This window comes from Mesorhizobium sp. M7A.F.Ca.MR.362.00.0.0, from assembly GCF_004023175.1.
Lineage (GTDB): Bacteria > Pseudomonadota > Alphaproteobacteria > Rhizobiales > Rhizobiaceae > Mesorhizobium.
Genome location: NZ_RZTF01000044.1, coordinates 1 through 22656 on the forward strand (window position 1 = coordinate 1; position 22656 = coordinate 22656).

At 57.5% G+C, this 22656-nt stretch carries 9 protein-coding genes and 2 pseudogenes; 6 read left to right on the forward strand and 5 right to left on the reverse strand.

Annotated elements, in window-relative coordinates; all coding sequences use genetic code 11:
- A pseudogene (locus EOC06_RS08870) lies at positions 1–539 on the reverse strand (hypothetical protein); the annotation flags it as partial.
- Complete coding sequence (locus EOC06_RS08875; protein WP_128307537.1) at positions 520–5313, reverse strand: AAA domain-containing protein; 4794 nt, start codon at positions 5311–5313, stop codon at positions 520–522. The pseudogene EOC06_RS08870 and the gene EOC06_RS08875, both read right to left, overlap by 20 nt.
- 453 nt (positions 5314–5766) lie before the next feature.
- Between EOC06_RS08875 and EOC06_RS08880 the strand changes: the two genes are divergently transcribed.
- Together EOC06_RS08880 and EOC06_RS08885 are read left to right on the forward strand one after the other, a co-directional pair.
- Entirely contained in the window at positions 5767–6738 is a 972-nt protein-coding gene (locus tag EOC06_RS08880) for a DUF4238 domain-containing protein (protein ID WP_128307538.1), read from the forward strand.
- Between the two features lie 199 nt (positions 6739–6937).
- Positions 6938–7879: a DUF4238 domain-containing protein gene (locus tag EOC06_RS08885; protein WP_128307539.1), complete on the forward strand. Its 942-nt coding sequence runs from the start codon at positions 6938–6940 to the stop codon at positions 7877–7879.
- Positions 7880–8146: 267 nt separating this feature from the next.
- Here the strand turns inward: EOC06_RS08885 and EOC06_RS08890 are convergent, their stop codons facing one another.
- On the reverse strand, positions 8147–10861 hold the full coding sequence (locus EOC06_RS08890; protein WP_128307540.1) for a hypothetical protein: 2715 nt from the start codon (positions 10859–10861) through the stop codon (positions 8147–8149).
- A gap of 127 nt (positions 10862–10988) precedes the next feature.
- Here EOC06_RS08890 and EOC06_RS08895 point away from each other — a divergent pair, with 127 nt between their 5' ends.
- Positions 10989–15050 (forward strand): helix-turn-helix domain-containing protein, encoded by a 4062-nt coding sequence (locus tag EOC06_RS08895; RefSeq protein WP_245469413.1) that lies wholly within the window; start codon positions 10989–10991, stop codon positions 15048–15050.
- A 42-nt stretch (positions 15051–15092) separates the two neighbouring features.
- Positions 15093–15606: pseudogene (locus EOC06_RS08900) on the forward strand (transposase); the annotation flags it as partial.
- A 1119-nt stretch (positions 15607–16725) separates the two neighbouring features.
- On the opposite strand, the gene EOC06_RS08905 reads toward EOC06_RS08900, so the two are convergent.
- Positions 16726–18162: an RNA-directed DNA polymerase gene (locus EOC06_RS08905; RefSeq protein WP_206631168.1), complete on the reverse strand. Its 1437-nt coding sequence runs from the start codon at positions 18160–18162 to the stop codon at positions 16726–16728.
- Between the two features lie 796 nt (positions 18163–18958).
- Here EOC06_RS08905 and EOC06_RS08910 point away from each other — a divergent pair.
- Positions 18959–21211: an ATP-binding protein gene (locus tag EOC06_RS08910; RefSeq protein WP_128307543.1), complete on the forward strand. Its 2253-nt coding sequence runs from the start codon at positions 18959–18961 to the stop codon at positions 21209–21211.
- A gap of 323 nt (positions 21212–21534) precedes the next feature.
- Here EOC06_RS08910 and EOC06_RS08915 read toward each other — a convergent pair whose 3' ends face one another.
- Positions 21535–21771, reverse strand: coding sequence for a helix-turn-helix transcriptional regulator (locus tag EOC06_RS08915; protein WP_128307546.1), 237 nt, complete (start codon positions 21769–21771; stop codon positions 21535–21537).
- A gap of 137 nt (positions 21772–21908) precedes the next feature.
- On the opposite strand from EOC06_RS08915, the gene EOC06_RS08920 reads away from it, so the two are divergent.
- Positions 21909–22622: a hypothetical protein gene (locus tag EOC06_RS08920; protein WP_206631169.1), complete on the forward strand. Its 714-nt coding sequence runs from the start codon at positions 21909–21911 to the stop codon at positions 22620–22622.
- Positions 22623–22656: the final 34 nt, after the last annotated feature.

Consider the following 22656-nt stretch of genomic DNA (forward strand, 5'->3'; position numbering starts at 1 on the left):
CACTCCAAGAAATGCATCTCGAAAGCTTCCGGAATCCGCGATGTAGCCTTCGCTGCTGCCACTCTATCAGTGACAGAAATTTCAGGGATCAATCGCGCAATTCCGGATTGGATGGTTGCATCGTCGACCGGGGCCAGCGCGATCAGGTCAAACGCCTGGTATGCGGTGAACTCCTCGGATGAAAACAATTCGATATCGTCAGATGTAGGAGAGACGGCCTGGTGCCCTCGCGCCGAGAGCGTCAAGCGACCTTGGCTTTCTGCCACCAAGCCGGTATCGAGGACGTCTTGCAACAGAACGCTCGTTTCGGCATGTTCAAAGCCGAAATAGGCGCCTACCTCCTCAGCAGAGATCTCCGGAATTAGGTGAATCAACCGGACAGCATATTCCGTCGCGAGGGGAATCGATGTCCGCCGCATCGCGGTCCCGGCGATGCGAAATTTCTGAGCGCGCACAAGAAACGAGAGCTCGTCGATTTCCATGCTTTTGAGCTCAGAATCGCTAGGCTCACCAAGCTTATTAGTTTCGACGTTGTTCATGACGCTTCTGGATCCCCCCGGCGGCATTGCGCACGCGGTCCGTTGCTTGAAGTTTTCTGAGGATCGGCTTTAGTGGATTTCTGCTTGCACCAAACATGTTGGCCGAACCGACGATAATCAACCGATCCATTGCGCGAGAGAGGGCAACGTTGATTCGGTTCTTGCTGCGAACGTGCCCCATCTCGTTCTCGACGTTGCTGCGAACAAGCGAGATGATGACGATCCTGTTTTCCTTCCCCTGATATGCATCGACTGTGTCCACCTTCACCATTTGCCGCATGGCGGCAGATAGGTCGGATGTGGTTATCATATTCTGTATCAACTCCGCCTGCTGGGCATAGGTGCAAATGACGCCAACCAGCGCGTCGCCCTTGAGGTTAAGCTCAACAGCAGCGCGGTCTAGAAATCCCGGGGCCGAGCCGATTTGGCGGAGCAAATTTAGGATCGCTACGCCCTCGGCGCGGTTTGTGTAGCTCGTTCCTGCTTCCGCATCTCCCGATCTGCCGATATCCATCCAAACAACCTGCCGATCGAAGGGCTGCTTAAGCTCCTTATAGATCTCCGACGGCTCATCTCGATCAGTCTCGATCTCTAGGCCAGGATAAAAGGTTTCAGAGACGAGTCCCGATATCTCCGACCCCATTCGGTACTGAGTCTTCAATGTTCGCGCGACCGACTGCCCGTAGCTTGATCCAAAGGCCCGCTCAAAATCGCTTCTCTTTAGGTCTTCGATCGCGAAACCGGGCAGTCGCAAATGGAGAGCCTTGAGTGCGTCGTGGCCAAAGAGAGGTGGCAGTTGTCGATGGTCGCCGACAAGAAGGACACGTTTTCCAGATTGCATCCCGACCGCGAGTTCACCTGGGGTGCAGCGCGCGGCTTCGTCGATGATAACAAGATCGAAAACACCCTTCTCAATCCCTAAACCGTGTCTGCCTACACCCACGCATGTGCCGCACACAAGATTCCGGCTTCGCGCTAGAAACTCTTCGAGATTTCGGCCGCGAGTGGCAAGGGAAGCGATCCAATCCCGGGACAACGAAACCAGCCGCAGAAACCGGTCACGAGCGTCTGGATCAAAGACGTGATGGCGCTTCGAAACCTCATCACGCAACTCCTCAAGCACCTCGTGGAAACTTCCGTCTCTCTGGACTATGTCTTCGACCAGCATCTTCTCAAACGTTCGCTGGAGCGTAATGAGACGCCGGCGGGCTGCTGTTTCGACATCAGCATCCTCCGACTCGAGATCACTCGACGCCTGCTGTACCCCGTGAGCAACAGCACCGAAGGTGGCTTCAACCTCGAAGGCTTCGCGAACGTAGTTTTTGTTGAGGCCAATTCGCCGACCCGCAATTGCTATGCGTTCTTTGACATCGGCTCGAAATAGCTCGCGATATCGATCCTGTACCGCTTGGGAGTGATAGGTTCTTAAACTCGGTGAAATCTTGTCGTATTGACCCACCCTCAGCAGATCGACACCTCCGCCATGTATTGCAAAGGTTTTCAAAACTCTTTCTGCCACAGTGTTAACGGCCTCATGCGACTGGGAGAGAACGAGGACGTTGCGCATTCCCCCTTCATTCAAAGCCCAATGGACAAAGGCTGATGTAAAATATGTTTTGCCGGTGCCTGGCGGACCTTGGAGCAATCCTACAGGTCCATATCGCCACAAATGTTCGAACGCCTCTTCCTGCTGTGCATTGAGTTTATAACGTCCCAAGGCGCCTGCGGGAATCTCCTCTCCGAGGATCTGCGGCTCGATCTTGGCTAGGGGATCGAAATAGGAAATCAAGTTCGGGATCTGGCCCTGGTCATGCAGGATTCGGTCCACCGCCTTCGACCGACGACGAAAACTGGAATGACTCTCCTGGGACTGTATACGCAGAATGTCCCCAGCCCGAAGGCGGCGGTAAAATTTGGCATTGCGGAGTACTATCTTTCCTCGACCGCTGCGCTCATTGTCGAGTTCTCCCACTCGATCGCCATTCCATGTCACCGTGGGAAACTGCCCCTCCTTTGCGTCGATAGTGTCCAGCAGTGGAGGTTCCGCACAGGTCAATATTACCGTTCCGGGATCACCCGTCTCCTTTGGAGAATCGGTAAGTCGTATCTCGGGCAGAACCTCTTCCTCTACGGTTATGGTTTCTTGCCAGAATCTGACTACGGGGAACCGCGGAGCGGAGTGGGGCATATGGGTTGCCGACACAACAGCCTTCGATTGATCATCGACCAGCCGATTGTCTTCGAACTCCAAGCTGGGCTCTGAAGCCGAGGCAAGCCTGCCCATCAAGAGTTCAAAGCCGGAGAAGCGTGTAACGGCGGACTTGCCGACTCGGACCTCGCCAACAAAGGTCAGAATGTGATTTTGTGCCGCCCAATCCGATTCTCTGGAGTCGACCGAAAACACACTTGCCTTCGTCGGCTTTTGGTCAGACGGATCGACGACGATCGTCAGTTTCTGGTCGAACCCGAAGATCTCAATTTGCGAACGGTCCTTTCGCCAGACGACGCGGAATTGCTCATTCTCGGGCAGGAGAGTGCCTTCAAAGCTTGCCTGGCGGAACTCGGCTGACAGGAAAATTGGCTCCTCTGAGAGAGCTTTTGAGGTTTCTTGTAGAGCCGCCAGTAGCGGCCTTATCGAGGTCCAATAATCGCTTTCGTCGTCGCAGACCTTCCATGCCTCCGCAACCCGAGCGTAGAGCGGCCCGTCATCTGGACGTGAACCTGTCCACGCCAGTAGCGAGTCTTTTACAATTTTTCCTACCGCGTATCGGTCGCGGACAATGAGGTCGCCGTTGTCGTGAGGCGGACAATAGGCGGCGCTGAGTTTGACCCCATCCTTCGCGCGCGTGTAATCGAGGAGATCCACGATCGTCGCACGGAATGCCGCATCATCACTTTCCGAAACAACGACATTGCTTGGCTTCAGGTCGCCATGCGCAAGCCCGGATGCATGCATCTCCTCCAGGGCGACAAGTAGCGAGATGAGGAAAGATCTGATCTGCTCTTCCGACCAAATGGCGACGTCGGTCTCCTGAAGGCTCCTGCCATCTGCCCAATCCTGGACTACAAGAACGCCGTCCATGCTCAGACACGCAAGCCTCAATCTCGGTGTCCATCCCGCAGCTAGGCTTTCGACGCGTGCCGCACGGGCGAAGAACGCAAGCAGTCCGATGGCCGCAGACTTGTGGTCTCCGACATATTGAGCCGGCCAACTCTTGATTAGCAAACCGCCCGCTTTGAACACACGGTAAGGCTTCCTCTTGAACCAGATCTCAGCGTCCGCTCCGTAATCAACGATGGGGTCAATGTCTCGCCGAAACTTCACCAACTGTCTCTCGACGTTAAAACCTTCGCTGCGCATAAGGGCATCAACGAACTGGTTCGACGCTTCAACTCCATCGCGAAACCGGTTTTGAGCCTCCCAGGACATGGACCGCTCAAACCAAGGCTGGAACATCTTGATATCGGGGTTGCTTAGCGACTCCGGCTGCCAATAAGGAATCTCGTCCAAAAGAGGCAGTTTTTCGCCGGTTAGAATGGTGAACACTGCAGCAGCGGCTAGGAAAACGTCCTGTTGGAAGGGGGTGCCTCTCTCTCCTGCGCCCACGTCTTCAGGAACCCGATAACCGCCAGCAAGCAGCTTGCTGCGCTTTTCTCCAATGCTGTCAACCTCGGGAAAATGTGCGGCGCCAAATCCCGAGAGAACGACGCTACTACGCCTCTCGTTGATCCAAATGGAGTGCCGATCGAGATCGCGATGAGCAAGTTTCATTCGATGAAGGGCTGCAACCCTATCGAGGAACAGCCTTGCAAACTCGATCCGCCGCTCTGTGGTGAGATCAGCGATTGATCCGATGTAGCGTGTCAGGCGAACCAAATCCGAGTGTCGTTCAAAGATCTCCGAGAAGTTCAAACCATACTCGCGATCATGTCGAAGCGATCGCAGTACGAAATTGTCGAAGTAGCCCGGGTCATTCGCACGAATGTGGCCAAGGGCTGTACGCTCACGCTCGGCAACTGGACGCCGTTCATCTTCCAGCGCGAATGTCTCAGCATCGCTCGCGAAATCCCATATCCTGAGCAAGCCCGTGTAATTGGGATTTGCGTCGTCAATCGCGGAAAATTCTTTGAATAGAGGATGCTCAAACTCAGCCGTTCCCGTTGGAACGAAGCCGTGATACTTGGCTTTCCGAGCGCCAACGTGGCGATCGTTGGTAAAGAATTTTTGGAGCGCGGAGTAGTATGCGCCGGCATTTAAGGGGTCGGACTCACTGAAATTGGACTTCATAGTAAAATACTGTTTGAAGATCGTCTCGTTGCCGATCCTCACGAAGTCCCCGATAGAGAAGCAGCGGTCTTTTTCAAATGGCTCCAAGCCCGAAAAGCTGGCGCCGGGATTGGTGAAGACCACAACGCTTTCAACCGGAGGCGCGCCAGGAATCTGTGCAACATTCTTTCGAATTATCTCTGCGAGTACCTTGGCGTTTTCTCTGATCTTAACCGCAGCAGATTGTCCGATTGCCTCGTCATCGACGTACCAAATTCCAGAACGGCTCTCGAATTTTCCGCGCCCGTGCTTGAGATCGACGAGGATGAGTCGATCAGGTGTGATCAGAACGGCATCAACCTCTCGGTCCTGTCCCCGACGCCTTTCATTTCGTATGTAAAGGTTCGCGTAGCCTTTCCACGCTGCGGGAAGTTTTAGGCGAAGCTCACTGAGACCAAACTGCTCTGTCGGCTGAGGGCCTTTCGGACTCAAAAACTCTATCTTCATGTACTGAGGCTCTGCGGACGAGGGAATCTATCTCAGGCATTCTCGCATTGCTATGAGAACGAAAATAGCTCCAATCTGCAATTCTCTCGCCCGATTTGCACTTAGTTAACACCAGTTAACACACTCGCTGACTGCTCAAAATGAAGTTGAAATAACAGACATTGCTGAGAAAAATGCGGAAATGAAAGAACATCTTGGGTTCAGGGTGCAGCAGGACTGGCGGACGCTCCCGCACGACCTTCGATTACCTGATCACTACGGCTTGGCTTGATGGCGTCTTGCTGACGGTTTTAAAGCGAAAGGAGCCCGGTATTTCGCCACCGCCAACGAAAATGCGAAGTATCCAGCGGCGATCGGCGTGTATGGACAGGCGGCGGTGATTAGCGGCCGTATCAAGGTTGCGATGGAGCGCGGTATACCGCTGGCAGATTTGCAAGCCCTGCGACAGTAGCCATGATCACACAGTTCAAGCAGAACGAGCCAAACAAGCACCACTTCCTTCCGGTGTTTTACCTCAAGGAATGGGCGGGCGCTGATGGCCGTATTGTTCAGTTCAGCAGGCCGAATCCGAGGGACGACCGGATAAAGCCTTTGCGCCGTCATCCTAGTGCCGTCGGCTACATCGATCGCCTCTATGCAGCAGAGGGACTGCCGGAAAAGGTCGCGAACCTCTTTGAAACCGCGTTCACCCGCCCGGTTGACACGGAAGCAGCGGCTGCCATGCGGCGATTGATGAGAGGCAAATTTGACGTCGACGCAACTCCCAAGGAGGCAATCGCATGGGTCAAGTTCCTGCTTTCACTGATGATGCGCATGCCAGCCGATATCAAACGGCTGAAGCACTACGTGAAGTATGACTGGTTCTCCGATCTCCCAAGTCTGGAAGCCGCTTTCAAGCGGTCCGGAATGAAGGGCAATCCTCAGACAAGGGAGGATTATCAGAAGCTATTGGGCTCCACCTTCTACGAGCAGGCTGCCATGGTGGCACTTAGCGGCATGATTCAAACAGAGGTGGCTATAAGGGCCGTGGGGGAAATGCAGTGGACGGTGACCAACATCTATGGTGACCGACAGTTTCTCACCTCGGACCGCCCGTTGATTTCGTCCGTCGGCATGAATGGCCCGAAGGCACATATGATCCTGCCAATAGGACCGAACCGGGTTTTCATCGCGGCAAAGACGGAGGCGTTTAGGCGTCAATTGCTTGACCGCCCGCCGTTTGACTTCATAACAAGCGTAAACCAACACGTCGTAAACAATGCCACGGACTACGTCTATGGAAGCAGCGGAGCAGCTTTAAGGTTCGTTCAAAAGCATATGGGCAAGCTTCGTGAGCTGACCTTTTTAGAGAGGATCAACGAGCGCCGAATGGCGCAGATTGCGAAACCTCTGTCGGAACGCGACGATTTGGAGTTAGTCACCTGAATCGGTGCGCTATGGCGCGGGTGGGCAGGGGGCATGCCGCTTGTCTGGTGACGACGGCGAGCATAGTCCGGCTCTTCGCCGTGCCGGCGCGTTATAAAGGCATCTACACCGATGCCATCTGTCACCGCATTGGATACTGACGCGCCGAGCGGGGCAAGATAGGGGTGGGGCTGGCTCGACGTCGGATATAAGGCCATCCATGGCTAGCAGACCAATTTTCCATCATTACCTTCCCAGCTTCTACCAAGCTCGGTGGGCTGGCGCCGACGGGAAGCTGCGCAGATTTCGGCTCGTTCACGGCGGCAAGGTCGATGTGAAGTGGGCCTACCCCAGCCAATCTGGTGGTGACGACTATCTGTACAGCGATCCGGCGAAGGCGCCGACCGAAGCCCAGTGGCTCGAACAAGGTTTTATGTCGCCGCTGGATTCCTTAGCAGCCGTCGCTCTCGGCATGATTGAGAGCGATGATCCAGTCATCAGGCGGAATCCGAAGTACCGAAGTGCCTGGACGCGCTTCCTTCTGTCCTTAATGATGCGGATGCCAAACGATATCAAGGTTCTTCAGGCCTCGTTGGACGAGGAATGGCTACTCCGTCTCGATGGGCTGGAGGAAGTCTATCAGGAAAAGAAGGGAGCCAATGATCCAGCTACATTTAAGCAATATCTTGCGCAGCAGAAGCCGCACGAAATTGAGAGTTGGGCCAAGTCCCTGTTGCCGAAGCTGATCGATCACCAGCACATCGGACAGATGATTAACAACATGCGCTGGTTCGTCCGTTCTATTCCTGATGGTGCCGATTCCCAACTAGTCACCAGCGACCGGCCGTTGATCACCTGGTATGATTTCAGTGAGCCAGACACGTACATCATGCTGCCGATCGGCCCGAAGTGCTTATTCGTTGCGGTGAACAATCTCCAAACACAGCAGAGGATCGAGTCTCGCGATCCGGTAAGTTTCGTCACCAACATGAACCGTTTGGTGATTGGCGCGGCAAAGGAGTTTGTTTTCACCTCGGATGACAGGTGCCGCGACCTAATCAGCGAGCACTTCGGGAAGAAGCCACGGACAACGCTATTCGAATACCTTTTGCGCTATAGGCGAAGAAAACGAAGCGAGCAGGAGTTGGAAGGCTCTATTTAGTCCGCAACCTGCTTCAACCATGCAACAGGTGAAATCGAAGTCACTGCTTTCCCTACCACGCGCCACGGGCGCGCCGAAATTCGCGTGGGTCAAGCCAGCCACGAAGAAGCTTTCTCCCACCTCTGGCGGCAGACGTTTGGTAATCGCTTTCTGCCAGATGTCCTCGCTCTAGCAAGAGCAGCTATCTTGTCGAATTCGCTCATGGACCTCGCCAGAAGGGTTTCAAAGTTTATCAGGGTAAGTGAGATCCGCCTCGCCGCATTGGCCTCAAGAGAGCTTGCTGCGCTCCTTCTCCAGATAGGTACGGTACTTCCCCGGTTCACAGATGGCTATGGCCTTGTCGAGGTCCTCGCTAGCTGCTCTATCACCTTGTGCTTTACGGACCTTATGACGATGCGCCCAGAAAGACGCGGCAAACTTCTGCTGTTCCTCGCCAAGGTTTGCGATTGCTGTATCGATTAGCACTCGCGCCTCTGCCGCATCGTTTTGGGCCAAACGCGCCTGCGAGAGGCGATAAGCGGCGAACGGGGCTGTCTGAAAGTTCGAAATTCGTCGAAGAACGCCCTCCGCTTCGGCAAAGTGCTTCACGTCAATCAACACTTCACCCAGCTTCTGCAACTGGAAGTCGTCTGGCGCGGTGATCGACCGATAGTAACGAATTGCTCGCTCCTGCAGCCCGCGGTCCGGCGGAAAATTGGCCTTTGCCAGCTTGAGCGAAATCTCGCCTAGCGCCCCTGACGTCCGATCATCGGTCGCTCCCACGGACGGAACCGGGATGGCGGCAAAAATCCTAGTAAGCCGTGCGGCGTCGTGCCAAGCCCAATAGCGCCCGACGGAAGCTAAGGCACCATAGGCCTGGTCGAACCCCACGTCGGCCGCCTGTATGATCTCTCGTTCGATCAGGTCGGCATACTTGTCGAACAGCGCATTTAGTGCCGGACCCTTGGCCCACGATAGATTTTCGACGACCCCCAGCACTACCGAGCTGATGACGGTGAGTGGCTTCTGTGCAGCCATGAGAATCTCATCAGCCAAGACAACGGCTCGATCACTATCTGTTGCATAGTGGCGAACAAGTTGCAGACGAGTAGAGTCCAGAGGGATGGGCCCCGCCATGACGGTTTCAAATTGCTCGGCCGCCTCGTCAATGCGGTCCACGATCCGGAGCGCCTTACCCCAGTGATGCCGAATTTCTGCGCTGGACCGCAAGTCGACAATTGGAAGCGCAAGCAATCGCTCGAATATCGGCAACCTTGCGGCCAGGTTGGCCTTGGCTATCTCTATCGATACCGCTTTGTCTTTGCGGTATAAGGCCTCAATGGCCTCAAGGATAAATCGGACTTCGACATAGCTGGCCGCAATCCCGCGCTTCTCCAGTTCGGTCACATGCGCTTCCGGGGATCCGACGGCCTGAAGGTTCAACTCTTCTGGGCGCCACACGGAAAGCAGCGCAACGAGCACGGCCGGCGAGCGTCTAGTGACAGCGAGGGCCTCAAGTTTGTCCCGCATGGTGCTGGCTAGGATTCTTAGCGCCAAGCTTTCCTCGCCGATCAATGTGGCCAAGTGCTCATCCAGCCGCTGATCGAGCACGGCAGACCGCTCGGGCGACAACCAGCTCTGAACCCTTAGGCTGGCGTAGACAATGTCGTGCAGGCGTACAACCGATGAGCGGTCGGCGGCGCGCAGCCCCTGACCGCCGAGCTTGATCATCCCTGGTGTCCGAATGACGAATTTGAGGAACCGCTGGTCGCAGCTCGGCTGACCTGCCCAGTCGAAGACCGTCAACTCGGTTGCCAACAACGGCTTCAATCGGCCGAGCACCCTATCGGCGAGACGTTCCCGCCCGTAGGCCAACTCGGCAATGGTGTCGCAGTCGTCACCGATATCCCGCCAGGAGATACCGCTGGCAATGGCCTTATTGATCAGCGCGAAGCTCAGCGGATGTCCGCCTACTGCCCTCATCAACGCTTCCAGCACGGGCTCAGGGCAGGGTTCGGGGGCGTCTCGATCGAGGATTTCTCGTGCTTGCCTGGGTGTAAGGGCAGGGACTTCGATGTCGCCTGCTGCGGTCTCGCGACGCGTGACGATAATGTGACTGCCCGGACCACAGAGAGGTTTGAGATCCGCAAGAGAGATCCCCGGCGCAAGGTCGTCGATTACCAACAAGCAGCGACGCGACTGCAACATGGCCACGACGTTGAGATCGGCTCCGCCGCGCCACACACGTTTCGATGAAAGGTCGGATATGCGGACCAAGTCGGCGCCCTCGACCCACATGGGCGTCTGGTAATTGCCTTTCCTGCTTGCGACATAGGCTGCTGCGGCGTCGGACTTACCACTTCCAGCTAGGCCCGAAATAGCCAAGACCGGCCCTGCGTCGCGCAGGCGCGACTCAATAGTCTCGTCCAGACCTTCGAACAACACGCGCCGGGGGTCCACCGGCGGTATAGCCAATGTAGCCCTGACCTCATTGAGAATTCGGTCCAGTACTGGCAGATGCTCGACCAAGGCCCCAATAGCACTGTCGTCGAGTAGCATTTCATCGACAATGACCTCGGCGATCCGTCGGGCGTCGTAGTAGTGGATGGTCCGCCCATAGAAACCCGGCCAAGCTCCCACTCGCTCTTTCGTCGCGTTAATCTCCGACGGCGTTGAGCACTGGGAAGCAAGAAGATAGATGTCCTTTACCCCTGGATGCTTGTTTAGCACATGCAAGAGGTCATGGGTCGGCTTGGTCCATTGAGCCTGAAAGTAGTCCTTTACAATGGAATATTCTGCCGCCACGAGCCCTGCGTCGTCGACGCTGTCGACAGTGCCGCCGACTGGGTTAAGCTGCGCGTTCAGGCCGCGATGAACCAGATCGACATCCAGGTGGTGGTCTAGAAACTTGGCTCCGAAGCGCTCGAAGGCGGCACCTGGGCCGATGACTCCAATGCCCGCGATCAGGCGATCAATTAGTTCGACACGTTCGGATTCGCGCATGAATTGTATTCTTCCGATTGGACTCAATTCGGAGCTGTTGAAGCTGCAATAATCTGCGCATTTGGAGCGGACCGAAGCGCGCAAGTAGTTGAGGTTTTTTCGCTGACGTCATATATTCCATATGACCATGAAAAATTCCAGCCCCGTTGGCGAACTTACTCCTAAGCATGTCCGGGCGGCCAGAGCCCTTCTGGCATGGTCGCAGCAGGACCTTGCGAAGGCTGCAAGCGTGGGGATATCGACCGTCGCCGACTTTGAGCGGGGCTCCCGTACCCCTGTCGCCAACAACGCGTATGCGATCCGCGTCGCCTTGGAAGGCGCGGGTATCAGCTTCTTGCCTACGGGCGCCGTGATCGGCCCGGCCCTGCCATCCATCGCAGGCATAGACGTTGCAGGAACTCCGGTTCGCTGGGTCAGCGCGCAAGACCTCTCGGACTGGGGCGACCGCACGGATGGTCCAGTCAGCCTTCCCACACTACTGGCCAAGTTGGTCCAGGCTGCAACCGACCCCAGTGTAGAGCTGCGTTTCCCGTCAGACGAAGGGATTCGCCATTCCGGTTGGGATGGCGTTACCGCGGCTGCTACCGGCAACGCGTACGTTCCGAAGGGGCGCGCTGGTTGGGAGCTCGGCGTCCAGCGTCGCAACATTCAGCAGAAGGCGACTGAGGACTACGGGAAGCGAACGACCACGCCCAGTCCGCTCGACCCCGCCGACTCTACGTATATTTTCGTCACACTGCGTCATTGGCCGCAGAAAGTCGCGTGGTCCGAGGCCCGTCAAGCAGAAGGCCCATGGCGCGAAGTTCGAGTATATGACGCCGACGACCTTGTGCATTGGATCGAGCGGCATCCGGCCGTAGGGCTTTGGATCGCAGCTCGCCTCAATAAAAGGCCGCCCGGCACCCGAGAACTTGATGAGGTCTGGGAGGAGTGGTCGCTCGCCACAGAGTGGCCCTTGACCGAGGACCTCGTGCTTGCCGACAGGAGCGAGGATTCGGCGGAGATCCTACGCTGGCTACGCGGCGCGCCGTCTGTTCTTTCCTTGCAGGCGACCACAACCGACGAGGTGGTGGGGTTCTTTCATGCGGCGTTGAGCGAACTTCCGTACGAGGTCGGAGCGGCCTATCGTGCCCGCGCACTGGTGGTAACCACCGCTGAGGCGGCCCGCGCGTTGATCAACGCGCCGTCGCCCTTGATCCTTCTTCTCACTGAACCTGATCCCGGCCTTGCTCGAGCTCTCGTCAAACATGGCCACTTCGTACTCCAGACCTACGACGAGCGTTTGATCGGACGGGGCGAGGTTCGAGCCTTGTCGCGACCTTCGCGCGAAGGCATTGCCATTGCCCTTCAACAGGCGGGCATATCCGAACAGCGGGCAGAGGCGCTGGCCCGCGACTGCGCACGCAATCTCGCCGTTTTGCGTCGGCTTATTCCGGGCGCTCCTGGGCGTCTACCGTGGTGGGCGGAAGGGGCTCCGCCAAAGGCTCTGCTGGCGGCTCTGCTAGCCGGCGGCTGGATCGACACATCCGAGGGCGACCGTGCACGCGTAGCTGAACTCGCAGACCAGCCTTACGACGCCGCCATCGCCGACTTAGCGCCACTGGTTGGCGCCTTTGACAGCCCGCTCCAAAAGGTCGGGGATGCTTGGCGCATCGCGTCGCCGTCGGACGCTTGGATTCTGCTGGCTCACCATTTGACCCCCTCTGACGTTAGTCGGTTCCAGAATGTTGTCCAGGAAGTCTTGGGCGCACCCGATCCTCGTTTTGACATGAAGCCTGATGACCGGTGGATGGCCGACATCCATGGTGTTCGACCGAGCTATTCGGGCCTGCTTCGACATGGGGTGGGCCAAGTTCTAATTCTGTTGGCGCTCTGGGGCAGCAAAATCCGCACTGTCGCGGATGCGCCGAGACGCGCGGATGCGATCGTCGCGAACTTGCTCCGTGACGCCGATGCGCGGCGCTGGTGGTCACTGTCCAGCGACTTCCGCCTCCTCGCCGAAGCTTCGCCAAGTGCCTTCCTGACAGCCATCGAAGACAGTCTTGACCAAAACGATCCGCAGATCGGCGCCCTATTCGGCCATGACGATGGTGGAATCTTTGGGACGGAGCACCTATCCGACCTGATGTGGGCTCTGGAATCGCTGGCTTGGTCGCCCGATTGGATGCCGCGAGTGACCCACGTTCTGGCGCGGCTCGACGCGATCGACGTCAAGCCGCGAAAATACATGAACGGGCCGATGAATAGCCTGAGGGAGATACACCTGCTGTGGAGTCCTCAAACATATGCGACGCAGGAGCAGCGCATCCGTGCCCTCGACCTGATCCGTAAACGCGAGCCGGCGACTGCGTGGAAACTGATGCTTGGCGTGCTACCGAGTGGCCATGATACCTCAAGCCCGTCACCCCTGCCGCGTTGGCGCGACTTCAGCGTCGACAAGCTGGAGGTCGTGAGTTGGAACCTGATCGGACGGGGTGCGGCGAATGTCCGCGAACGGCTGATTTTTGATGTTGGTACCGATCTTCAGCGATGGCTGACGTTGCTGGATAGGCTCAGCGACCTTTCCCCTGACCTAGACTCGGTGCTGGTGTCACTGGATCTGATCGAAAGCAAAGTCACAGACGCGGCTGATCGCACCGCGCTTTGGGCAAAGCTTCGGCACGTGCTGCACCATCATCGAGAGTTCCCCGATGCCGAGTGGTCACTCCCGGAGGATGTGCTGCTACGTCTGGAGGCGGCATATGAGCGCTTTGCGCCTGAGGATATCTTGGCGCGCGCGGCTTGGTTGTTCGACGGCACTGTCGCTTTGCCCAAGCCAGCCGGCGATGGGTGGGAGGCCGAGGAGCGCGAGATCGAGGTCGCGCGGCAAGCGGCGGCTCAAGCAATCTTTAGGGGTGGGAGCATCGCCGCGATCCTTGGCTTGGCTCAACTGGTTGACAGCCCCGGCTACATTGGCAAGGCCCTCTACGAGAGCGGCATTGCGATCAGCGACTTGGACGCGCTTCTTGAAGCGGCGGCAAGAAGCGCCGATGCCCATGAGCGTGACGTTGCTCATGGCCTCATCACCTCAGCGTTCCGAGATCGGAAGGAGGCCTGGGCTGAAGCATTGATCGCTAAGGCGCGAGCGGCTTCTTGGGGCGAAACCGGTCTAATGACTATCCTGAGGGCTCTGCCGACAAGCCGATGGACCTGGGATCAGGTCGCTGCGATTGGTGGCGAGGCGCTCGCGACCTACTGGCGCCGGACACCCGTTCTATGGATCGATGGCGACAGCGACGATATAGCCTATGCTGTCCGCCAGCTGATCGAAGTAGGCCGTGCCCGTCATGCGGTAGCGCTCGTCGGTCGCCGCGACAAGAAGAGCCTCTTGCCATCAGCGCTGCTTTTGCAGGTGTTAGAGCAGGCCGCGCGCCAACCCATCGAGGATCGGGAGGACGGGAATGAGGCAACCATGTTCCAGCACTACGTTGCCGAGACGCTGACAAAATTGGATGCCCGCGACGACGTTGACCGCAATGCGCTGGCGACCCTGGAATGGAATTACCTGCGCGTGCTTGAGCACTCACGTCGCCCCGCGAAAGTGCTGCTGTCGGTTCTTGCGGAACAGCCGAAGCTGTTCATCGAGATGCTAAGCGCAGTCTTCAAAGCCAGCGCCGAAAGCGGTATCGAAGAGCCCGAGCCGCTAGATCCCGAGCACGCACGCGTCGTGGCCCGCCAAGCGTACAGGCTCTTGGAACTCTGGAACCACATCCCGGGTCGGGGCGCCGACAATACAATCGACGGCGAAACCCTGGAGACCTGGATAAAGGAGGCGCGAGCTCAAGCCCAGGCAGTCGGTCGATTGGAAATTGCCGACAGCCAGATCGGGCAAGTGCTTTCCGCTTCACCAAGGGGCGCGGATGGAAATTGGCCAGCGGAGCCGGTGCGTGACGTTCTCGATCTTTTCCGGAGCAAATCTATGCTGGAGGGGTTCCGCGTCGGCAAGGCCAATCGTCGTGGCATGACAACTCGGATGCCGGGCGACGGCGGCGAGTTGGAGCGGAACGAGGCTGCGAAGTACCGGAACTGGGCTAAGGTAATTGCCTTCCAGCATCCGCACACCGCCAAGGCGCTGAGCGAATTGGCCGATAGCTATGATTGGCAGGCCAAACGAGAGGATGAGAGCGCCGAGCGGCGCGATTGGTCCTGAAGTCTGTTGAACAAACGACAGATTGACTGCCATGCTGTCGAAGCGCGCGCCGCGTTGTGGCGACTGTATTGCCGACTGCATGATCTCGTTGCGGAGAGCAAGCCGTACCGGCGCTTCATGGCCATTCCCGGCGCCGGCCCGGTGACGGCGCTCTCGTTCACGGCGATTGACGATTCGACGCGCTTCCGCCGCTCGCGCGACGTCGCGGCCTACTTCGGCCTGACATCGCGGCGCTGACAGTCGGCACTTCGATCGACATCCAGGGACGCATCTCGAAGGCCGGTGACGCGGACGTGCGGCGAGCGCTCTACGAGGCGGCGTCCGGTTTGATGGCGTGCGTGAAGGGCAGGGACAAGGTCAAAAGCTGGGGCCAGGAGATCACAAACGCTCCTTTCACCGCAAGCCCTGTCTCGCCGTGGCGCGCAAGCTGGCGGTGACCATGCATGTGATTTGGACCGACGGGACGTTCGATGTCGGCGATCCGTCGGCAAGCAAAACGGACGCCGCGCAGCGCACCCACATGAAGGATCGCAAGCTGCCTGGAGCGCATCGATGAGCAGAAGATCATCTGTTGAAACGCATGGCGATGGCACGCTGACGGACGCCATCTGAACAAACGAGATCCGCCCCGCGGATGAGGACCGATGCAGACCAGGAAACGACGGAACGCAAATTATCCTGCCCTGCAGCCGAGCCGATCGACAGACGGCCGGACCGCGCCCGATTGCCTATGACGATGCTCCGTCAGCCCGATGGAAAAGTGCGCCACGACGGTTCGAGCGCTGCACCAATGCAGCCGATTAACCCCGTCGCAGAGCGCGGAAGATCGCACGGCGCATCGGAACTCGACGCCCAAAAGCGGAATCGTAACGTAGAGAATAGATTCGTATATTATCGCATCCTGAAGGAGGAACGACGATGGTTGCAAAGTATCGCAAAGCACAACCGATTAAGATGGCAGGATAAAAGGGAGCACATTGCGCTGCGGTCGGGTCTTTGTTTTTCAGTGGGTTAAGAAGTGATTTCGCAATGTGCGTATGTTTATCGCACATTGCGAGAATTGCGATTTCCCAGCGATTTCCAAGGCTTAATGCAATGTGCGACCACGCGGCGAGCAGTTGAGGAAACGTAGGGCCGGGACGAGGAGATGGTCAGGTGCGACCGTGAGATTCCTGTCCCCGGCAGATGCGGGGTTGGCGGATCCTCCAACGTCACAGCCTCATCGACGTGTCCTGCGGTGGCTCGCTATAGGCGGCCGGCGTGGCTGCCGTGTCGGTGTTCGTTGCTGCCCCGGGAGCCGACGTCGCCAGCGTCGGCCGTAAGATAGCGGCCGAGCGCAGGCTCGTCGGCTGGCGCCATCCTCCGCACTGCGGACGCATCGGCTCCGCGGTCCCGATGGAAAGCGCGCCGGTAGCGACACGTCCGCCATCAGATCCAAGACTCCACCGGAAGGTTCGTCGGGCCCGGCATCCGCTGGCGTTGCGCACCGCCCAGCGGGGGTAGCTTCCGTCGCCAGGGCATGGCGGAACGCTGAAGTTCACAATTTGAGTCGCAATCGCTCTTGATGACGACGAAACTGATTTTCCTGCAGCGGCGATCCTAGAGTGAACTGTGGCGCGACAACGTTTCAAATCGGCTTGGCTGTTGGGAAAAACCGTCGTCGAGAGCGCCCATATCAGTAGTCCGAATCCGCGTCGTCAGTCTCCTCATCGTCTCCGCCGATCTCCCATTCTTCTACGTCGAAATCCTCGGTGAACTCATCGCGCAGCCATGCGCGGTGGAGGTTGTCAGCCCGCCTGCGCGTGCGCATCGCTCCCGTAATTGAGGTGAGCCCGTCCTCAAGTGAAAGGAAATTGACGCTCCGAGCATGAAGGATGGAGAAGTATGGATCTTGTTCGATATGCGTGGTTGAGGTGTTTCCAATGAATCCGTTACGAGGCAACTCGTATGCATATAGCCACATGGGTCCCCGAAGGCCGTCGCAAGTTAGTGACTGGTTCCACAAAGATCGATCGACCGTGCCGACGATAAGGCCGCGGGCATCGGCGGCACTCAGGAGGAGCGCGCACATCGGCTCCTCTAGGCTAAAGACTCGCTCGAATCGTTGGGCGTCGATCTTGATCTCCAGAGCGATCATCAGAAACAAGAGCCAGATCAGCTCGCCTGTTCGGTCCTCCAAAGCAAGCGCGGGAATGCGATGGTCGAGGAAGTCGCGGACGCTCTCGACGATGACATCGCCGCGATCCCGATGACGCTCGATCAGAAGCTCCACCAAAAGCGAAATCAGCGTGCTGTTCCGGCGGTAGGCGTTCACAAGGTGGCTCTGCAAGCTACCCCAGTCGTTGGTACTGGCGCCGAGAAACGCTACGCGTGCGTTCTGGAGCGCCCATTTTTCCACGTTTGTTTCAGGCAATTCCCGGACAAGGCGACCAACTTCATAAAAGAACCGCTTGAAGTCGTGCAATGCGTAGGGCGGCGTGGGCCGGTGGTTTCGCGCGACGTGCTTCCAGCCGTTGACCAGATAGGTCGAGGTCGCCACGATGGCCGATTTGTCGTGGTTCAGCTCTAGCTCGAACTCTGCCGCAGCCCGCCGCGCGGCGGCGATCAGCGCGTCCCCGCTTAGTCCGTTGTCACTGCTGATTGTGAAGTCATCGACATAGCGGGAGGCGTCGCGCGACGTGATGCCGGTATCAAGTCGCAGCCGTTCATCCACCGCCGACGCGATGAGCTCTCCGATGACGCGCGACGTGTCCGGGCCGACCGGAAGGCCGATCGTCTGCTGGTCCTGTGCATTGCGGCAATACCGATCTAGCCGGTTGGCGTAATGCGATGAGAAGCGATCCGCTTTCGCAGCGGCCTTGCCGCGGATCGCCCAGGGAATAGTGTGGGTGTAAACAGAGTGATAGAACGCTCGAAGGTCAGCCGACACGTACATTTCGCGACGGGAAGCGAGGTCAAGGCGGAAGTCATCGAGGAGGTCGATGTTGGATCGCAAAATTGCACGCGTGCCACTCCAGTCGAACATGAGTGGCGACGCAGACATTCGAGAGCGCCTACGTGAAGTGGCTCGGAGCTCAACGAACTTGTCGGCGACGATTTTAGCGATGGCCATGTAAGCTATCGGGTTGATGACGCCGTGCCGTCGGTCATTGCGGCTGAACCGTGGGAAGTTGAACCAACTCGTATGTGTGACGAGCTTGTCTAGCGCTGCGATACCATGGGTCTCGATGTCTCGCCAGATTGTCGCGCGGTAACGAGCGAGGTCCTCTGAGACGAAACAGGGGGGCAATTCGGGCGCAAAAAACCCATGTGATAGGAGCCGTCTGAATCTTGCGGATGCGTTCTTAGCTGAGCCCCGCCTCGCCATTTTAACGCGCCCGAACTGAAGATTGACAATGCAAAATGTCGGGATGGGGGAAGGGGCGTATCAACTTCATAAAGATTCCTCACAATACGGCGATCGATGAAACTAGCGTGTAGCCATCCTGCGTGTCATTTGCTGTCGTCTGAATGTCCGCTTCGCGGCCCCAGCCTTACGGCGGGCCGCCCTATCTCCGTCATTCACACACTTGGAGCCTTCCACTGAGGCGGATGTGTTGTTCTGCACTGATCGCATTATCAGATTCTGCAAAAACGCACGCGGCAGGTTCAGCAACTTGGGCAATGAACCCGATATTCGAGATTGACCGAAGATCCCAATCGAGGCCTCGGGTTTCGCGAGTTCTTCGAGAAATTGTGCGTCGGTGATCAAGGCAAGTTCTCCGTAATTCACCAAGGAGATTGATCAGTGGCCACTCGTGATGCCGACAGGCATGCGATCAGACTACGAAAGCGTGTTGCGCTGAGCTAAAGCGGAGACGTATCATAGGTCTGAGCCAAGATTTTACGGTTCAGGGTGGAAATTAATAATGGGCGATAATCCTTACTTTCAGACTAAAAATCGCGTCATCAGCCTTGTTGTTTACGCACTGCTTTTGTTTGTCATTCAGTGGAAAGTCGTGGCTACCGGTCTTACACCGAACGAGAATGCAATCTGGGCGTATAGCGGCTTTGCGAGCCTTCTTTTTGGCAGCCGTCTTCTCAACCCGCATTTTACCCCACCGGCGGATGCGGCTACCAATAGCTTTGTCGCGCTAGCCGCCATTGTTGCGGGTTCTCTGGTCGTCCGTGCTGATTCATGGGAACTGACGCTGATCTGGGCGATCGCAATTTTCTGTACCGCTATTTGCCTGGCGTCGGTCGTGGTGCTGCTCGTCCGCGTACCCATCGGGATAGAAACTCGCCTCTGGGTTCGCGCTGCTGACCGCGCGGTACGAAGCCTGGGTAGCCCGTCCGTGATCTTCACAATTCTGATTCTTGCCTGCATCTGGCTGTTCCACCGAACGCGCATTGATGAGGCCGTCGCGATATTGACGGCGTGGGCGGTGATCGTTGCCCTGCGTCCGGTCGAGGCTTTCCTAACATTTGGCAATTGGATGTCAGAACAGAAGGGCGCGGTCCACACACAAAAGGTCATTGGACCGATAGTCGCGCACCAGTCGCCGGGCATCGTCCTCGTTCGGCAGCTCGGAGATAGCAGCGTTGGACGTGGCACTCCACTCGTCGTCGTTGACAACAACGGGCCGTGGATGCTCGGTGTGGCGCTCAACTACGTGGGCCGGGACGAGGGCAATCTGCTACGCGTCCTGACCGCCCGACTCCCCGATGGACTGAAGGATCGTATCGCCAAACTTCCGGATACAAGGGGCGCAGCTATGGCGCTCGCGCTGAGTGCGACGCCCGATGAGCTGGCGGATGTTCCAGCGATGCAATGGATCAATCGACTTTGTGGTGTCGTGGTCTCGGACACCAGTCTCGACTATGTGCTGTTTGAAGTCATAGACGAGGCCGGTCTCGCCGAAGGTCGCCTAGTCGAGGCGAGGATCGGGGATTTCCTTGTCATTTTCCAGATAATTGAAGGCCTGACGCGCGAGGATATCGTCCAGCAAAAGAACACTTATGGCTATGCGCGCGCAAAGGCCCGCAAGATCGGCAGATGGGATGCGGATGCGGGCAAGTTCATGCCAGTGAAGTGGCTTCCAAGAATAAACGCTCCCGTCTTCCTGCTTGAGGCTGAGGGGGCGGCACCAACTGCGAACACCATCGGCCATTTTCCCAATACCGGCTTCGGCGTCAGCCTCGATATGTCCGCTGCCGTCACGTACAACACCGCAGTGTTGGGGATTCTTGGGATCGGAAAAAGCTATCTTGCCATCGAGTTGGTCGAGCGCATGATCGCTGATGGCATCAAGATTATCTGCCTTGATCTCACAAATCAGTACGCTCAATTGCTGGGTGAGTTCCTCGACCCGGCTCACGAGGAAGCGCAACGGCTGGCATTGGTTGCTGCGGGTGAAGGGGGTGTTCCACTTCAGAATCAGGAACAAGGCGGAAGTCATCTGCAATTTCGACAGGAGATTACGCACCAACTGCGGGCATTCCTTGATCCGGCGCAACACCGCTTCTTGAAGGTGATTAACCCCGCTCAGTTCGAGGTTACGCGCCAAGCGAGTGGCATGTTCAACAACAATGCCAACATGGCGACGCTGACGCCGACGGAAATCACCGCGATTATCTCCGATGCGGCGCTGACAGTCTGTCAGGAATTGGGCATGACCGATCAGGGCCGCGTCTGCCTCGTCTATGAAGAGGCACATTCCTTGGTGCCTGAGTGGAATTCAGTCGTCGCCGAAGGGGACAAGGCAGCGACAGCGCGTAGCGCCCGCGCCATTCTTCAGGGCCGAAAATACGGTCTGGGATGTCTCTTGATCACGCAGCGCACGGCTAATGTGACCAAAACCATCCTCAATCAGTGTAACACGATATTCGCGATGCGTACTTTCGACGATACTGGCAAAGACTTCCTGTCCAACTACATCGGCGGCGACTATGCCGGAGTACTGCCGAGCCTTGAAGCTCGCCACGCCGTCATTTTCGGCAAAGCGTCGTCCTGCGAGAATCCTGTTTTAATCCGCCTCAACGACCGCGATGCGTTCGTGGCCGCATTTAGAGCAAATCATCCAATTCCACCGCTGCCCGTGCCTCCGGCGGCCCAGGCCGCTGTTGAGCAGCAGGCCGGTCCAGATGAACAAATTCCATTCGGAGGCGGCGGCGCATGTTGAAAGCGCCACGCTCCATCTCCCTGGTTTATCTCCACGTTGGTGGCGGCGAAGTAGCCCTCCGCATTCGAGGAAGGCGGACGGTTCTGGAGCGCCTGGTGACAGGCAGGCGCGGCACCGGCCGGCGTACCCTGCTTTATTCGTGAACGGCGCGTCGGAGGAGAGTTGAGGCTACGGTCTATTTCGAACGCTGACGCTTGTCTCTTTCCTGAGATCGTTCTCGCAAAGCCGTCAGTCCGTTCACGGCCCCTTAGCAGACTGAAAGTCTAAATCTTTCGGTTTCGACGAAGTGCTCTCAAGGTTCATCAAACTCGGTATGACTACTCTCAGGTACCGTCCAGTCGACGGGCAAGGCGGACGCCGGGTCCCCCTCCGTTTTGTGAAATGAACTCGATTCCTGCTGCCTCGAAGGCGGCACGAATAGCCTCAAGCGTTTTGGGTTTAAGATGATCGCCTTGTTCCAGACGGGTAATTGTTTGCGTTGCGACGCGCGCCACTTCGGCTAACTCACGTATGCCCCAGCCAAGAGCTGCTCGAGCCATCCTGCACTGGATTGGGTGTATTTCATCACGAGGTGATGATTTTTGTTGCCCGTTCACGTTCCAACCTGTAGTCTTTAGCCGCACAAAAAACGGTCGGAAGAGGTGCTCGAACACCAATTCCGACCTAACCAAAACCTAAGCTTCACGGAGCTCGGATCATGGCTGATTCCGACAATAACACGCCTTTGTCTTTCGTCACCCGCAGGACGGTACTTGGTGCAACGGCGATTGCAATCTTGGGATGGGAAAGAAGTGCTCTCGCCGGTACGGCGCCGGCCGAAGCTGTACCCTCCGATCCCGCGCTAGCGATTTGGCGAGAATGGCGCAATGCTCACGAAGCGAGCGAGCGTCTCTGCGATCAAAGTGCGCGCTTGGAGCGCACACTCGTGGAGACCGTCGGCTTCCCTCATGCGACCGTCCAGTTGCCCGGCGGCGAAGATGTAACGGTTCATTCTATCGGGGCACTCCGCGAGGTGCTCGATGCTGATGCCGAAGCAGATGAACCTCGCGCCAAGGCAGAGGCCCGTTTAGCGGCTCATCAAGCACGTTGGGATGCCGCCGACAGGCGAATTGGCTATTCGTCTGTTGCAGAGGCCGAAAGGCAGGCAGCTGACCGAGCCGAAGAATTGCTCGAAGCCTTGGCTGCGGCACCTGCCACCTCCCTTACCGGCGTAGCTGCCAAATTGAATGCGGTGCTTCTTGAGAGCGAGGTGCGGGAGGGAGGCGCCGAGTTTCCCTGGCCGCAGATTCGCTCGGCGTTCGACGATGTCATGCGACTGGGCCAGGGAGGCGCGCTCGCCTCGGCAGATCGAGACTGCTTTTCGTCCGCGCCCAGACCGACGGACCCCCGAAAGGGAAGGGTAGGGGTTTAGCCCCTAGCCGTCCAAGGCGGCTGCGCGGAAAAGG